The organism is Nitrospina sp. 32_T5 (genome assembly GCF_052156635.1).
Taxonomy (GTDB): Bacteria; Nitrospinota; Nitrospinia; order Nitrospinales; family Nitrospinaceae; genus Nitrospina.
The window spans coordinates 232154-246973 of the sequence record NZ_JBQKUO010000001.1 but is presented as its reverse complement, the minus strand read 5'-3'; the positions used below and the strand labels follow the sequence as shown (position 1 = coordinate 246973).

14 protein-coding genes are annotated in these 14820 nt (G+C 56.1%); 9 read left to right on the top strand and 5 right to left on the bottom strand.

What is annotated here, in order from left to right; genetic code table 11:
- Positions 1-320 precede the first annotated feature (320 nt).
- From ACTRW9_RS01155 to ACTRW9_RS01145, 3 genes are all read right to left on the bottom strand, one after another.
- Positions 321-950, bottom strand: coding sequence for an outer membrane protein (locus tag ACTRW9_RS01155; protein ID WP_442427981.1), 630 nt, complete (start codon positions 948-950; stop codon positions 321-323).
- 94 nt (positions 951-1044) lie between these two features.
- On the bottom strand, positions 1045-1677 hold the full coding sequence (locus ACTRW9_RS01150) for an outer membrane protein (protein WP_442426560.1): 633 nt from the start codon (positions 1675-1677) through the stop codon (positions 1045-1047).
- Positions 1678-1765: 88 nt separating this feature from the next.
- Complete coding sequence (locus ACTRW9_RS01145; protein WP_442427980.1) at positions 1766-3838, bottom strand: transglutaminase TgpA family protein; 2073 nt, start codon at positions 3836-3838, stop codon at positions 1766-1768.
- Positions 3839-4026: 188 nt separating this feature from the next.
- Here ACTRW9_RS01145 and ACTRW9_RS01140 point away from each other — a divergent pair, with 188 nt between their 5' ends.
- Genes ACTRW9_RS01140 through ACTRW9_RS01130 form a run of 3 tightly spaced genes read left to right on the top strand, consistent with a single transcriptional unit; the run spans position 4027 to position 5449 of the window.
- Positions 4027-4539: a peptidylprolyl isomerase gene (locus ACTRW9_RS01140; RefSeq protein ID WP_442428485.1), complete on the top strand. Its 513-nt coding sequence runs from the start codon at positions 4027-4029 to the stop codon at positions 4537-4539.
- A gap of 50 nt (positions 4540-4589) precedes the next feature.
- Positions 4590-5078 carry a peptidylprolyl isomerase gene (locus ACTRW9_RS01135; protein WP_442426558.1) on the top strand — a complete coding sequence of 163 codons (489 nt, stop codon included), beginning with the start codon at positions 4590-4592 and terminating at the stop codon, positions 5076-5078.
- Between the two features lie 8 nt (positions 5079-5086).
- On the top strand, positions 5087-5449 hold the full coding sequence (locus ACTRW9_RS01130) for an STAS-like domain-containing protein (protein ID WP_442426557.1): 363 nt from the start codon (positions 5087-5089) through the stop codon (positions 5447-5449).
- A 71-nt stretch (positions 5450-5520) separates the two neighbouring features.
- Here the strand turns inward: ACTRW9_RS01130 and ACTRW9_RS01125 are convergent, their stop codons facing one another.
- Together ACTRW9_RS01125 and ACTRW9_RS01120 are read right to left on the bottom strand one after the other, a co-directional pair.
- The gene (locus ACTRW9_RS01125; protein WP_442426556.1) at positions 5521-6126 is read right to left on the bottom strand and encodes a DJ-1/PfpI family protein; all 606 of its coding nucleotides are present in this window, start codon (positions 6124-6126) and stop codon (positions 5521-5523) included.
- 63 nt (positions 6127-6189) lie between these two features.
- Positions 6190-8088 (bottom strand): ArnT family glycosyltransferase, encoded by a 1899-nt coding sequence (locus tag ACTRW9_RS01120; protein ID WP_442427979.1) that lies wholly within the window; start codon positions 8086-8088, stop codon positions 6190-6192.
- Between the two features lie 331 nt (positions 8089-8419).
- Between ACTRW9_RS01120 and ACTRW9_RS01115 the strand changes: the two genes are divergently transcribed.
- From ACTRW9_RS01115 to ACTRW9_RS01090, 6 genes are all read left to right on the top strand, one after another.
- Positions 8420-8854, top strand: coding sequence for a c-type cytochrome (locus ACTRW9_RS01115; RefSeq protein ID WP_442427978.1), 435 nt, complete (start codon positions 8420-8422; stop codon positions 8852-8854).
- A 128-nt stretch (positions 8855-8982) separates the two neighbouring features.
- Positions 8983-9867 carry a phosphate/phosphite/phosphonate ABC transporter substrate-binding protein gene (locus ACTRW9_RS01110; RefSeq protein ID WP_442427977.1) on the top strand — a complete coding sequence of 295 codons (885 nt, stop codon included), beginning with the start codon at positions 8983-8985 and terminating at the stop codon, positions 9865-9867.
- 9 nt (positions 9868-9876) lie between these two features.
- The gene (phnC, locus tag ACTRW9_RS01105) at positions 9877-10623 is read left to right on the top strand and encodes a phosphonate ABC transporter ATP-binding protein (protein WP_442427976.1); all 747 of its coding nucleotides are present in this window, start codon (positions 9877-9879) and stop codon (positions 10621-10623) included.
- A 102-nt stretch (positions 10624-10725) separates the two neighbouring features.
- Positions 10726-12474, top strand: coding sequence for an alpha-glucan family phosphorylase (gene glgP, locus ACTRW9_RS01100; protein ID WP_442427975.1), 1749 nt, complete (start codon positions 10726-10728; stop codon positions 12472-12474).
- A gap of 147 nt (positions 12475-12621) precedes the next feature.
- Entirely contained in the window at positions 12622-13125 is a 504-nt protein-coding gene (locus ACTRW9_RS01095; RefSeq protein ID WP_442427974.1) for a hypothetical protein, read from the top strand.
- Complete coding sequence (locus tag ACTRW9_RS01090) at positions 13079-14749, top strand: ethylbenzene dehydrogenase-related protein (protein ID WP_442427973.1); 1671 nt, start codon at positions 13079-13081, stop codon at positions 14747-14749. The genes ACTRW9_RS01095 and ACTRW9_RS01090 overlap by 47 nt, the downstream gene beginning before the upstream one ends.
- Positions 14750-14820: the final 71 nt, after the last annotated feature.

Sequence of the window (14820 nt, the reverse complement as noted above, 5' to 3'; positions counted from 1 at the left end):
TTTGAAGGAACAAAATAACAGGAATTATCTGTTTCATTCGCAACCTCCCCTTGAAGAATTTTGAAAATTTCCTCTCTGTGTGTTGGGTGAGTTGTTGTGGAAGCAGGATGAGACTTTTCCTCTTGCCAGTTATGTGGCCCATTTTAGCAGGCGGAATATCCTTTGCCTATGGTGAAGGAAAAAGGGACACATTTCCACCGGATAATTGGGTGGCGGGGCAATCAAGTGAACCCTGAAAGGGGTGTTTTCAAATGGGGGGAATCCCACACCTTTTTAAGTGTTCGAAGAATTGAAAAGGAATCGAAAGAGGAGTGCCGGTTTCAAAACCGGTAGCGCACACCGAAGAGGACCTGCTGTGTTTCATAGGAGGTGTCGAGGTCGCGGCCGCCCAGGGTCAGGTTGGGGTCCTGCAGGTATTGCAGGCGGAACTCCCCGGTCAAAACCCACTGCGGATTGAGGTCGGTTTGAAAGCCCAGCATCAATTGCCAGGCACCGACCATGTCGCTGGCGGAATCGGGAAGGTTGCCGACAAAGTTTGCCGATTTGGTTTGCACCCGGACGACGCCCAGACCGACACCCGCTCCAATGTAAGGGGCCATTGGCAGTTTGTGGTCGCCGATCCTCAGGGGGACGTCGAAATACCCGTTGACCATTGTGGTGAACGCGGAGAAGCTTCCGGTGGACGAGACGCTGGTCTGGGGGTTCATGCCATCGAAGGCGTTGTAGTTGTAACCCAGTTCGAGTTCCACGCGGTACGGTTTGTCAAACCGGTAACCGGCCGCGCCCAGAAAACTGATTCCCGTATCGAATTGAAGCGTGGCCGCGCCCAGCGTGTTGTCGAATTTGCCGGTGCCGCCGAGCTTGGCAGAAACATAAGGATTTCCCGCCCACGCTGCATTGGCTCCGAAAACCAGTAACCATACTGCCGCCCAACCTGCAAGTCGCTTCATGACTCTCCCCAAACGAGCAAAAAGATTTAAATCATAGCCGAAGGCGCACGATTGTCAATAGCCGTTGGGGAGAGTCGTAATACCTGGGCGAACCTTACTCAAAATCGAAACGGACGCCCAGAACCAGGTCGTGGCTGTCAAGATCCGTTTGCGCACGCACCCCGCCGAACTGGAAATCCGGGTCGGTGGTCGCAAAATAGCGGTAGGAGGTGAAGAAGGAAAGACGGTTGTTGTGGCGGTACTGCAAACCGCCGATAAACTGGTATGCGAACACCGCATCGGTATCCGTGTCGGAAAAACCGAAGTTGTCTTCCAGTGAAGACGTTGCCAGGCCGAGACCCATCCCGAGGCCGACGAACGGCTGAATCTGGTGCCGGACGGGGATGTCGTAATACCCGTTGACCATCAGTGTGGCTGCGCCCACGTTCCAGTCACGAAATGCAGGCAGGGGTTCGTCCACTCCATTGTTGCGGAAAGCGACTTCACCCTCGACGCGAAAGTTGTCCGGCAGGTACATTCCCGCGGCCGCACCGCCCACTCCGCCCAGGTCCACATCCTGTTCGCCGCGCGGGTTGCCCGCAACCCGTGAGCCGGAGAAGGAGGAATCCGCATCGGTGCGGAAAGAAGGCCCGATCATCAGGCTGAAATATTTCTTATTCGCCGCGTCCACCGGGCCGGGGATGGCGAAGATGAGAGCAGTCAGGGTCACAATCAAAAAACGTTGCATGGGGTTGCGTTCTCCTTTTCAAAAGTAACGGTTTCATATAGACCGTCGGCGGCAGGTGACACCGCACGACAGCGTTCTGTCAAGTAGCTCACAACTGGCGCACCAGTTTTTCCATGTGCTCAATCTGGTGTTTGGAGGCGAATCCTTTCCCGAACCGGTGTTGCTCGTAAAACCCGGTGATCTTGCGGACACAATCCAGTTTCTCCTCGGGAAGACCGGACAGGTGTTCCATGAACTCCAGGTGAGTGGAGGAAGCGGGTTTGTGGATGCCCCGTTTCTCCAGTTTGCGAAGCATTTTCTGGTACAGTTGGGCCGCATAGGGTGGGGTGGGTATCCAGAACCATCCTTTCCAGAACCGGGTTCGCGGGAACAATAACAGAAGCGCCGTCACCACGGCAATGCCCACCCAGATTTCCGGCCGGTTCCCCAAAGCTTTCAATAGGTCGTCAAACGTCAAGGACCGGATTTTCTTGATCTGGGCGGTGAAATCGTGGGCCCGGCGGTTGAAGAACTCGACCACTCGCACCTGGTCCTTTGCGGAGTATTTGACGATGTATCTCTGCCAGTAAAGGCGCATCATGTCGTAGGTGCGGGTCAGTGCGTTGAGCTGGTTGAAGCCCGCGTTGGGGTCGGGGGGAGTTGGGTCGTACGTTTTCCATCCTTGGCCGGGAATGTAGGCTTCCACCCACGAGTGCGCATTGGCCTGACGAACGATCATGTAATTGCCCATTTCGTTCCACTCCGTTCCCATGAATCCATTCACCATTCGCGCAGGGATGCCGTTGATCCGGAGCAAAAGCACCATGGCCGACGCAAAGTATTCGCAATGACCGGTCTTCCGCACAAATAAAAACTCGTCGATGGCGGAAAGCCTGGTTTCGCGTTTCATGTCCATGGAATAATCGAAGTACTGGAGGTGGTTCATGATTTTCGATGCCTTCAGCTCCGCGGGGTCCGAATCATTTACCAGCGTGGGGGCGAACTGTTTCAGCCGGTCGCTGAGTTGAGGCAGTTGCAGGTGAGGGTGCGTGCCTTTTTGCAAAAAACTCAGGTCAGGTTGGATCGGCAGGCGGAACGCATGGTAGTCCGCTCCCAGATCGGAGATCATGGAAAACCGGCGTGGACCCATGCGGTTGTCCGTGGTTTTGAACACCTGGCCGTTATCCATCTGGATGCGTTCGAATGTGCCGTCGATCTTCATTGGCACCCCGTGGGTGAAAATCACAGGGGAGTCAAACGATTCCATGTAAATTTCCTGCTCCACCACGGTGGTCGGGTTGGGGACGTGGAAAAGGACCGTATTGGTTCCGGGTCGATGGCGGGACCGCCACACCATGGGCATGGTGGACCTCCACGTTTGGCCGTCATAGTGGTCCAGCGCCACCCCTCTCCAGAGCACTTTCAACTTCGGCCGGTAGGGTTTGCCGTCGCGTGTGAATTCGACGCGCATGACCACGCTCTGGTTTTTCTTGATCTCACCCACCTCTCCCAGCCGCACCTGGTCGGAAAATCCGGTGACCGGGGAACTGCTGGTGGCCAGTTCCAGAAATCCCAGCCCAAAACGCGGAAAACTGAAAAAGATGGTGGCGGTGATCACCAGGCTGACCAGGATCATCAACGAAGACAGCCCGAACAGGGAGCCGCGGGCGGTGTCGGCTTCCCCGATAAACCGGAAAGCCTGCGGGGCCGCGCGGCTTCCGACCTTTTCTACCATCATGTGATAAAACATCAAAGCCCAGCTGAGGATCAGGTAAAACGCAAGAAACATGAAAGCGAATACCAGGTCCTGGGTGAAAATGGCGCCGATCAAAAGACAGACGATGGATACCAGATATCCATACAGGTAGTCGTTCAACTCGGTTTTAAACAAAAATCGCGAGAGAAGAACGAACAGGAGGAAACCCGTTACCAGGTCGAGCATTTTCGGCTGGAACAGTACATAAATGGCGGGCAGGGCAATGAGTCCGATTTTCCACAGGGAAAACAGGCGATGTGGCATCACGGGGATCTTCTTGCTCCATTCCAGTATCCAAAACGTTCCCAGCATGGTGAGAACCAGGATGCCGAAAGAAAGCGGAATCACTTCTCCCAGAAGAAGGCAGGAAACGGCAAGAAAGGCCAGGAGGTAATTCAAGGAAATGAAACAGGTTCTCACGCGCATGGACAAGACCCTAGCAAATTGACAATTTCCAACCCGTTTGGCTACAATGGCGGGCGTTCCAACCAAAACGCATACCCGTACCGGTGGCGTCCCGCTTTCCGGACAATGCGGTTTTCCCCTATAGTTTAATTGAAAATCCGGGAGACAAAATGCATAACTTGATAAGAGTTGTTTTTATAACCATTTTCATGGCGTGGGGGATCAACGCCACGGCCTGGGCGGGAGAGGTTGCGGTCATTCAAACCAAATTCGGCAATATGAAAATCGAATTTTTTGAAGACCAGGCCCCGGGCCATGTAAAGAATTTCAAGGATCTCGCCAAAAAAGGATTTTATGACGGGACCCTGTTCCACCGGGTGATTCCCGGTTTCATGATCCAGGGCGGCGATCCCAATACCAGGAACCAGTCACGCGAGATGCACGGTATGGGCGGTCCCGGTTATACCATCGATGCGGAGTTCAGCGACATCCCGCACGACCGCGGCATCGTGTCCATGGCACGTGCCCAGGACCCCGACAGTGCGGGCTCGCAGTTTTTCATCGTGGTCAAGGACGCGCATTTTCTGGATAGAAAATACACGGTGTTCGGCCGGGTGACCGAAGGAATGGAGGTCGCGGACAAGATTGTCAGTCAGCGCCGTGACCACAACGACAACCCGTTCGACCCCATTGCGATGAAAGTCATCATTAAGGACAAATAACCCAAACTGAAACGGAAGACACGTCTTTCATATAAAGGAAGGAAATTATCATGGCAAACGCAACCGCGGTGATTGAAACCGTTCACGGGACCATAGAGCTGGAATTTTTCGAGGACAAGGCTCCCGGGCACGTCAAGAACTTCAAGGACCTCGCTCAAAAGGGGTTTTACGACGGCACGACCTTTCACCGGGTGATTCCCGGTTTCATGATCCAGGGCGGCGACCCCAACAGCCGTGATGAAAACCGGTCCAAGCACGGCACCGGCGGACCGGGTTACACCATCGATGCCGAATTCAACGACGTCAGCCACAAGCGGGGCACCCTTTCCATGGCACGTTCCCAGGATCCCAACAGCGCCGGCTCGCAGTTTTTCATCGTGGTCAATGACTCCACCTTTCTGGACCGTCAATACACCGCATTCGGCCGCGTCACTTCCGGCATGGACGTGGCGGATAAAATTGTCAACGAGGCACGCGACCAGAATGACAATCCACACAACCGTATGGAGATCAAATCCATCACCATCAAGGAAGGTTGAAGGTTTTCATGGAAGATGAACTGTTTATAAACATGTACCAGTTTATTGGGGAGGACATGCTTGTGGGGCGAACCACGCCGGATGGGTCCCCATCGGCTGAATCCCTCCGTCATTACATCCTTGAAAACTGGGATAAATACGAGAAAATTTCCATTTCTCTGGAGTCCATCGTCAAGATCACCCGCACGTTTTATGACGAGGCGTTCGCCAAGCTTCTGGAAGACAAAACCCTCGAGGAGTTCAACGAGAAAATTTATTTTCCAGATGCGAAGGAGGCATTTGTGAAGGAAATGAACCAGGCCTTCAAATTACGCCTGAAGATCATTGCTTCCAAGAAGGAAAGAGAATCGGGGGACGGGCTGGGGTTTTAAAAGGAAGGGCAGTGGGTTTTCAGGAGGACCGGGCCGTCTCCCCCCTTTGCGGGGTGAGGGGTTGCGTGCCTTTACTTGATTTTCGTTTTTTCAATCAGGTCGATCATGGCGTAGGCAAACTCTTCCGCCACGTCACCATCGGCGGCGGTGACGATGCGGTCGTTTACGGTGAGCTTTTCTTCCGCAACCATCGCGCCTACGCGGTCCAGTTCCGGCAGGGTGTGTTTGTCCTGTGCCGCGGCCAGTTCCAGATTGTTGATCAACTGCGCCTCCGCCAGGCAGGGAACCGCGTTGCCCAGGGCCCCCACAACCATATTGCTTTTATATCGATCGATCAGCAGAATTCGGAGCAAATTGTCTTTCCACAAATATTTGCGCGCACCTTTTCCTCCCACCACCACGACGCCGTGAAACACTCCCTTGATCTGGCGCGTTCCCTTGCCGTCGGTGACGTAACTGTCGCCGGTGATGCCTTCAATGGAATCCACGATCAGCACATCGGGCATGACGCGGCCGCCGTTGTCACCCACGGCTTCCTTGAATTTGCATGAGGCCACGCGAACGTCCGCGCCTTCTTTCAGAAATATCTCGCGCGGAATTTCCAACTGTTTCTCGTTGTAGTAATCCTTGGGAATGATCATCAGGATGTTTTTCTTCAGACCTTCGAGACGTCCCATGATCTTTCGCTCCTTCCTCCCGGCCGGGGTATGCTTCCGGCGGTCACTGGTCAATGAGGATGCTCAGTTTATCACAATGCGGTGCAGGTAATAATGGCTCTGCCGGGCCACTTGCCTCGTCCGGTTCAACAGGAACCGGTGAAACCGCTCCTGATGCTCGCGGGGGAATGCGGAATCCTGACCCCAAACATAATTTGAGTCGAACATGATATGGGTTGCGCCCAACGATTGCAACCGCTGAAAAACCTCTTTTTCGCTTTCTGTGGACTGAAGAATTTTTTGCACAGTGTGCGCCTCGAACACGCTGTCACTGATGAAATCGCGGTGCGCCAGGTACCCCAGGTTGCGCATGTAAACGAACAACACGCGCCCGTCCGGCGGCACCCGTGTGTTCATCGCCTGGTATATGGGAAACACGCTTACGTTTCGCGACAGGTACGCTTCCCTTGACTCTTCACCCGCAAGGTACGCGAGCGGATCCTTCTTGTTCCATGCCTCAAGCGCAAGCAGGACGTTGAAAACCAGCCCAAGCGCGATCAGTCCCGTCCACGCGCGGTGAAGCCAAAATCCAAAATCTTCCCGCGGTGTTTGTGCTTGCCACGCTTCCAGTCCGTACACCAAAAGAAGCGACAGGAAAACCAGGGCGGGGGCAAGAAAGCGGATGTACTGAAAGTAAACAAACCAGAACAGAATGAGGACTGCAAAGGCCACGACCAGCGGGCCCAGCCGTGGCCGTCGATACCACCACATCCCGATCACCGCCGGCAGAATGATCAGGTAAGCGATACCCAGGCGGCCGTCGAACCGCAGCGAGTGGGGTTCGCTGTGGAACGTGAGGTTGTAGGGCAGCATCAAAAAATCAACAAATCCCCGCCCCATGCCGAACATCCGGACGTACTGGTCCATCATGAGCGCGCGGGTGGGGTCCCAGTTGATCCGGTCCTGTCCACCCAGAACCTGCATGAACAGCGGCACAAACGGATTGCCCGAATAAATAAAATTGCGGCCCCACCAGGGGGCCATGCAAAGAAAGACCACCCCCGCAAAGACGAACAGTTTCCCCAGGACTCGCACGCCGGAGGCATTATTGCGCCGGGCCCACACAATCCCCAACGCCGCCAGCGGCAGGACGATGAATCCTGTCAGCTTGGTGGCGAAGGCGGAGCCGGCAAACAGGCACAGGAGCCCGAACCAGAATCCGTGCCCCGTCTCTCGCCAGCGTTCCCAGGAATAAAACGCGAAGAAAACAAAGCCCGCCAGAGGCAGATCCACATAGGCGGAACCGGCGATTTCCGTGAAGGTCGGCACCGAAAAGAAGACGGCGGGCACAAGCCAGCCGTAGCGGCTCCCCAGGTAGCGGCGGTAATAAGCCACCAGTCCCACCGCCAGCGCCGCCGCCTGCCCCACACCCAGAAGCGCGGGCAGTCCTTCCACCCCGAACGTCAGCCCGAACAGGTACACCATCTCGAACAGCAGAGGAAAGAAGGAATACATGTTGTTGGGCAGGTTCACCACCCCGTAGTGTTCCAGGTAGGCCTGGGGAATGGCGAGGTGGTAGACCAGCGCGTCGGTGCGGACGGGCGGGGCCCAGGCCAGGGTGACAGCAAATGCGGCCAGTCCTCCCAGCACCAAAATGGCAAAGGTTTCCATCCAGGGCCGGTTTCTCCAGAACGGCCACATGGAAGGGTTCCGCAAAATTTTCCACAAGACGGCGAGTAAAGGAAGAACCCGGCTCCGTGCCAGGAGAAGAAGGAAAACCAGCATCGCCCAGCCGGTGACCGGATGGAGAGCCCTGAGAAAGGCAAGGGCCATCATCAACCAGGCGGTGAGGGTCATCCCGACCGTAACGGAGACGGCCGCCGCTTCTTGCGGGGACGCCCATCGAACGCCAAAAATGGTAGCGATCCGGGTGCCGGCCAGGCCCCAGGCAATAACCGTCAGGATGGTGAGAATGAGGGCCATGCAACCACCAGTGCAGAACCGGAAACCGTAGAACGCCCCCGGTTCACTTTAAAGCCTGCTATTTTAAGTTTTTGATTGTAAAACGGTTTACTGGGTTTACCGAGCCCCGGGCGGGAAAACGGTGGCCACACAGGGCGCTCCCCGAAAGGGTAATTTTTTATTGACACTGAACCAAGATGGAATATAATTTGGTCCTCATTTTTGCCAATGATCAAGATACCCGTGGGGCCGCCAAGCATTGGTACTATAACAGATTTTTCCCGGTAACTTGTTTGCCGTCTTATTATTCATTTGGATGCCTGTTAAATTCCCTTCAGAAAGGATCATTTCAATGAAAAAATCACTGATTGCATTGGTCGTAGCCGTATTGACCATGTTTGTGGCAAATGCGGCTTTCGCAGGTGGTGACTGCCCGCAGAAACGCAAAACCAAAAAAGCGCCGGGTTCGGTTTATTCCAAAGATAAGACCGCAAAAGCGGATGCAAAAAAAGGCAAAGACCTTTACACCAAGAAAGCCAAGCCGATGGCCTGCCAGATGTGCCATGGCGCCAAGGGCGCTGGTGACGGTCAGCTGGGTAAAGCGTTGAAACCCGCTCCGCGCAACTTCACCTGTGCCAAGACCATGGCAGACGTGACCCCCGGTCAGATGTTCCATATCATCAAGAACGGTTCTCCGGGAACCGGCATGGCTCCGTTTGGAAAAACGCTGAGCGACAAGGACATCTGGAACGTCGTCAAGTACATCCGCGAAGAACTGATGAAGTAAACCGGTTCTTTCGGTTACAGCTGTAAGAGGGCAGGGCGCTACCGGCGCCCTGCCCTTTTTTTATTTCCCAAACCGCCTTTTCACCCCGGTATGGTATGGTTATTTGACTTTCGAGGAAAGGCCCGACCATGCTCCGAGCGGTTTCCATTTTGATCCTCAGTTCTTTTTTTGGGGCCGGTGTCGCCCAGGCAGGGGAGTTGGGAAGTGCCGACCGACCCCTCACCATGATGTTCGTCCCCTCCGGTGAAGCGCAGGTGATCCTGAAAGGCGGTGAGGAGATCGCACGCCGCCTCACGGCCGTCACCGGCCTTCACTTCAAAGCGTCCATCGCCACCAGCTACGCCGCCGTGGTCGAGGCCATGGGCGCGGGCAAGGTGGACATCGGCTGGCTCACTCCCTTCGCCTATGTGCTTGCGAAAGAGCGTTACGGGGTGGAGCTCCTGCTCATCGTCCAGCGTTTCGGCAGTCCCTTTTACCGGGGCCAGATCGTCACCCGCACCGACAGCGGCATCCGAGCGCTCGAAGATCTGAAAGGGAAACGCTTCGCCTTCGTCGATCCCGCCAGCACCTCGGGTCACCTTTTCATCAAGACGTTGCTCAAGTCCCGCGGTCTTTCCCCGGAAAACCATTTGGGAAAAACGGTGTTTGCCGGGTCGCACAATGCCGTGGTCCTGTCCGTACTCAAAGGCGAGGTGGACGCCGGGGCCACGTACGACGACGCCCGCGCCGAACTGGTCAAATCGTTCCCCGACATATTCGAGAAAATCCGCGTCATTGCCCACACCAAGGATATTCCCAACGACACCGTCTCCGTGCGCAGGGAACTCCCAGCTGAAATCAGGGAGCGCATCAAGGAAGGGTTGATCCACCTCACCAAAACGCCGGAAGGCTCGAAGGTTCTGAAGCGCACGTATGCCATCAGCGGGTTCCTGGATTTCGACGGGTTGTACGATCCGGTGCGCGAAGCCGGGCGCCTGCTCAATATCGATCCCACCCGGCTGGAAGGGAAGTGAGACGTCGCCATGCTGGTCCTCGACCGCGTATCGAAAACCTATGCAGACGGCACCGAGGCGGTGAGGGAGGTTTCGTTCGAGCTTCAGGCCGGAGAGTTTGCGGTGGTGCTGGGCCAGAGCGGGGCGGGCAAATCGACGCTTCTCCGTTGCATCAACCGGCTGGTGGAGCCGACGGCGGGACACATCGCACTGGACGGCGAAGACATCACCGGCGCGCCGCCGGACCGGTTGCGGACCCTTCGCCGCCGGATCGGCATGATTTTCCAGAATTACAACCTGGTGGGAAGAAACAGTGTGCTGACCAACGTACTGGCGGGACGGCTGGGTTACACACCGCCGTCCTACGCCCTTCTCAATCACTTTTCCCCGCAGGATGTGGAGGAGGCGCACACCACACTTTCGCGGCTGGGCATTGCTGACAAGGCGCATCGCCGGGCCGACAGCCTGAGCGGCGGCCAACAGCAGCGCGTCGGCATCGCCCGGGCCCTCATGCAGCGGCCCAGAGTCATTCTGGCCGATGAGCCGGTGGCCAGTCTCGACCCCGCCACCGTGGAATCCATCCTGGAAACCCTGCTGGATATCAACCGGAAAGACGGCGTCACCATTTTGTGCAATCTGCACGTCCCGGAACTGGCGCGACGTTTCGGCAGACGGATTCTCGGGATGAAGGCCGGCGACCTGGTGTTCGACACACCACCGGACGCCCTCGAAGCGGCCCAGATCGACGTGCTTTACGACTTGTCTGTTTCCTCGTAGAATTTTCTTGTTTCTACTCCGGTTCAGTAATACATAATAAGAGTCGGCCAACCTTTTCGAGTTGAAGCGAATCTCTCCGATGTATTTTCACTCAAGGAATTCATGAACAGTTACCTGCGCGGCGGCATCGACACCGAACCCACCATCGCTTACTTCAGCATGGAAATCGGCATCGCCTCGGACATCCCGACCTACAGTGGAGGACTGGGTGTTCTGGCGGGCGACACGCTGAAGTCGTGCGCCGACCTGGGTCTGCCGGTGGTCGGCATCACCCTCCTGTACCGCAAGGGCTACTTTCGGCAGGAAATCACCGGGCAGGGTGAGCAGAAGGAGCACCCCGTCGACTGGCGGCCGGAAGACCACCTGCAAAAATTGCCCGGCAAGATCATACTGGATGAGATTGAAGGCCGGTCGATCCTGGCGCAGGCGTGGCTGTATATTTACACCGGCACCACCGGCAAACCGGTTCCCATTTTGTTTCTCGACACGGACCTGGAGGAGAATGAGGAACCCGACCGCCGGCTGACCGATTCCCTTTATGCCGGCGACTCGGAGTTTCGCCTCAAGCAGGAGATCCTGCTCGGCATCGGCGGCGTCAAGTACCTGCGGGAACTCGGGTTCAGCCGCATCCACACCTACCACATGAACGAGGGGCACTCGTCCCTGCTCACCCTGGAACTGTTGCGTGAGCACCAGCGCACCGTGTTCGAAACGTGGGACGAGGAAACCGTGTGGGACGTGGAAAAGGTGAAGAGTCTGTGCGTGTTCACCACGCACACCCCCGTGTCGGCGGGGCACGACCGTTTCGGCTTCGACCTCGTCGAGCGCGTGCTCAAGACCGGTATTTCGATGAACGTGATCCGCAGGCTCAGTGGAGAGGACTGCCTCAACATGACGACGCTTGGACTCAACCTGAGCCGCTTCGCCAACGGCGTTGCGTACCAGCACGGCGACGTGTCCAGCGGCATGTTCCCCCATCACCAGATTGATTTCATCACCAACGGCATTCACACCTACACCTGGGTGCACGAATCGTTTCGCAAACTGTTCAACCGTCACGCCCGATTGTGGAAGAACGATCCCAAGTACCTGCGGGAAGCGATGTCCATTCCACGCGACGAAGTGTGGCAGGCGCATCTGGAATGCAAGAACGAACTGTTCGACCGCGTCTCCAAAATGATGGGCGAAACCTTCGATCCAAATATCCTGACCCTGGGATTCGCCCGCCGCGCGGCGGCCTACAAACGGGCGTCGCTGATGTTTCGTCACCTCGACCGGCTGATCGAGATTGCCGAGAACAGTCCCGGTTTGCAGATCATCTATGCCGGCAAGTCGCACCCGAAAGACGAAGCGGGCAAGCGCCTGATCCGGGAAATTCACGAGTTTCAGAAGAAAATCGAACAACGCACCAAAAGACTCAAGCTGGTGTACATACCCAACTACAACATGGACTTGGGATACTACATCACCGGCGGGGTGGACGTGTGGGTGAACACCCCGATCCGCCCCCACGAGGCCTCCGGCACCAGCGGCATGAAGGCGGCACTCAACGGAGTGCTCAACCTGAGCATCCTTGACGGCTGGTGGGTGGAGGGTTGCATCGAAGGCGTCACCGGCTGGGCGATCGGCGACCTCGACCCCCGTCTCGACCTGTCTCCCGACGACCGCGACGACCTCGACTGCAAAAACCTTCACGACACGCTGGAGTCGAAGGTGATCCCGAAATACTATGAAGACCGCACAGGCTGGGCCAATATGCAGTGCCAGGCCATCGCCATCAACGGATCTTTGTTCAACACCCACCGGCAGATGGAGCAGTACGTCACCAAGGCCTATTTTTCCTGCCGCTGAGTCCCCATTCGCGCCCAATCAGGCGGTTCCTGACCCGTCTATCCTTGAGTTTCATTGGTTAGGGAATTGTGATACCTTAATTTGGAATTAAATTTCCAATGGTGCAGGGTGCAAGACAGGCAAGGGGGCTCCTGCAAAGGAGTGTGCATGTGGCATCGAGCCAAAATCTGGATGGCGGGAGTGGCCCTGATCCCTGTATTGCTGGTGGTCACCTCGTCGGCACGGGCGCAAACGTTTGAGAATCCGGGATTCCGCCCCACGGTGGACAATCCCATCCCGGTAGAACCGGGGTGGAAGGACCCAACGTACCGTGGTTGGGAACTGCTCAGCGTGCCCGGTCTCATCGCCACTTATTACGACCTGGACCTGGATGGCACGCTGGACTACCAGGTCATCCGGAAAATCATTCGCAAAGCGGCGAGTGAAGAATTAACCATTAAAGAAGCCATCCAGAACGCCCGGATCGATAATTTGAGCGTTTATGTTTCCTACCCGGTCATTTACTTCACCTCGAAGTATCCCCTGTTTTACTGCCTGGGCGTGGACTTCCGCAAAAATTGTCTCAACATCTGGGTCGATATCGCCGAGGACGGTTTGAACGGCAATGAAACCAAATACACGTTATCCGATCCCAAACCCCTGTTCCGCTAGTAAATCCATCTTCGCGCTGGGTCTGATTCTCGCGGTGACGCTTCTCGGCTGGCACGGCGAACCCACCTTCGTCCTCGCCCACGGCGGCGAAACGCACAATGAAAAACCGAAGGCGATGCCCAAGGAGATGAAGCAGGGCCAGTCCGGGCATTCCCATTCCGGCTCCGCTGAAAGCGGTCATTCCCATTCGCATGGCCCGGGGCGCAGTGTGACCGTCGGCGCGACGGTATACAAGCACATGTGCATTTTCTGTCACGGTGAAGACGGCAACGGCGGCGGCAAAGCGATGGCGTACCTTTACCCGTGGCCGCGCGATTTCCGAAAGGGCGTGTTCAAACACCGTTCCACGCCCACCGGGTCGTTGCCTCTCGACAAGGACATCTTCGATACCATCACCAAGGGCATTCCGGGTACGGCCATGCCGGCCTGGGAAAACGCATTGACGGAAGATGAAACCTGGTCGGTGGTGGAATACCTCAAAACCTTTTCAAACCGGTTCAAAAACGAAACCCCGCAAAAACCTGTCATACCGGGGCCGGTACCGCCCTCCACCAGGGAGAGTATCGAAGCAGGCCACCAGATTTTTCAGGAAATGCGATGTGCACGTTGTCACGGGACGGATCTCAAGGGAGACGGGCCCATCGCCGACAGCCTGTATGACATATGGGACCACCGTGTGTTCGTTTATGACCTGACCAATCCCAACACGTTCAAGTTCGGTTTCGATAAAGAAGACATATTCATGACTCTCAGCACGGGGATCGACGGCACCCCCATGAAGGCCTACAACCACCTCACTTCGAAAGAGCGGTGGGACCTGGCGTCGTTCGTGCATTCCCGGATCCAGGAAGACCGCTACCGCAAAGCCAAATATGAGGTCACGCTGAAATCCGAAAAGGTGGAAGGCGACATCGGCATCGACCCGTTCAGCGAATTATGGGACCCGGTCCCTGCCACCAACGTGCATTTGATCGTGCTGAATGCACGCCGCGATCCCATTACCCGCGTGCAGTTCCAGTCCGTGACCAACGGCAAGCAGATAGCCTTCCGCGTGCAGTGGGAAGACCCGGTTCCGAACCGGTCATCCAGCCGCCACCAGGATTTCAAGGACGCGGTGGCGCTGGAGTTTGCGCTGGGCGATGTGCTCCTGCACACGCACGGGCACAACGAACCCTTTTTTGGAATGGGCAACCGTGAAAAGCCGGTGAATATCTGGCAATGGCGCGCTGACTGGCAGAAAGAGATCGAGACCAAGGAAGAACTCGAACAGGCCACAGAAGGTCAGGGCATGGATATGGACGTGATGATCTTCGGTGGCGAGGTCAACCCCGTGGAATCGCTGAACCCGTTTCGTGAGGTTCCCATAGAAGAGATGAATGCAGAGGGCTTCGGCACGCTCACACCCCAGCCGAAAACCAAGCAGAATATCCGTGGCAAGGGGTTGTGGAAAGACGGCAAATGGACCGTGGTGTTTATTCGGGATATCGAATCCCTCAACAAATGGGATATCCAGTTCAATAAAAAACAACCCATTCTCATTGGTTTTGCGGTGTGGGACGGCCTGCACAAGGACCGCAACGGCCGTAAAACGGTTTCCATGTGGCAGAGGTTGGTTTTGCCTTGAACAATGGGTTGGTATAGGATATGTATTTAAGAAAAAGCCTGATAATTGAACCGTTTGAGATGCGCTGCCGG

Coding starts and splice junctions, on each gene's coding strand:
- ACTRW9_RS01155 (WP_442427981.1), bottom strand. CDS start 950: ATGAAGCGACTTGCAGGTTGGGCGGCAGTATGGTTACTGGTTTTCGGA.
- ACTRW9_RS01130 (WP_442426557.1), top strand. CDS start 5,087: ATGGAAGATGAACTGTTTATAAACATGTACCAGTTTATTGGGGAGGAC.
- ACTRW9_RS01120 (WP_442427979.1), bottom strand. CDS start 8,088: ATGGCCCTCATTCTCACCATCCTGACGGTTATTGCCTGGGGCCTGGCC.
- ACTRW9_RS01090 (WP_442427973.1), top strand. CDS start 13,079: ATGAAACCAAATACACGTTATCCGATCCCAAACCCCTGTTCCGCTAGT.
- ACTRW9_RS01135 (WP_442426558.1), top strand. CDS start 4,590: ATGGCAAACGCAACCGCGGTGATTGAAACCGTTCACGGGACCATAGAG.
- ACTRW9_RS01095 (WP_442427974.1), top strand. CDS start 12,622: ATGTGGCATCGAGCCAAAATCTGGATGGCGGGAGTGGCCCTGATCCCT.
- ACTRW9_RS01115 (WP_442427978.1), top strand. CDS start 8,420: ATGAAAAAATCACTGATTGCATTGGTCGTAGCCGTATTGACCATGTTT.
- phnC (WP_442427976.1), top strand. CDS start 9,877: ATGCTGGTCCTCGACCGCGTATCGAAAACCTATGCAGACGGCACCGAG.
- ACTRW9_RS01125 (WP_442426556.1), bottom strand. CDS start 6,126: ATGGGACGTCTCGAAGGTCTGAAGAAAAACATCCTGATGATCATTCCC.
- glgP (WP_442427975.1), top strand. CDS start 10,726: ATGAACAGTTACCTGCGCGGCGGCATCGACACCGAACCCACCATCGCT.
- ACTRW9_RS01140 (WP_442428485.1), top strand. CDS start 4,027: ATGGCGTGGGGGATCAACGCCACGGCCTGGGCGGGAGAGGTTGCGGTC.
- ACTRW9_RS01145 (WP_442427980.1), bottom strand. CDS start 3,838: ATGCGCGTGAGAACCTGTTTCATTTCCTTGAATTACCTCCTGGCCTTT.
- ACTRW9_RS01110 (WP_442427977.1), top strand. CDS start 8,983: ATGCTCCGAGCGGTTTCCATTTTGATCCTCAGTTCTTTTTTTGGGGCC.
- ACTRW9_RS01150 (WP_442426560.1), bottom strand. CDS start 1,677: ATGCAACGTTTTTTGATTGTGACCCTGACTGCTCTCATCTTCGCCATC.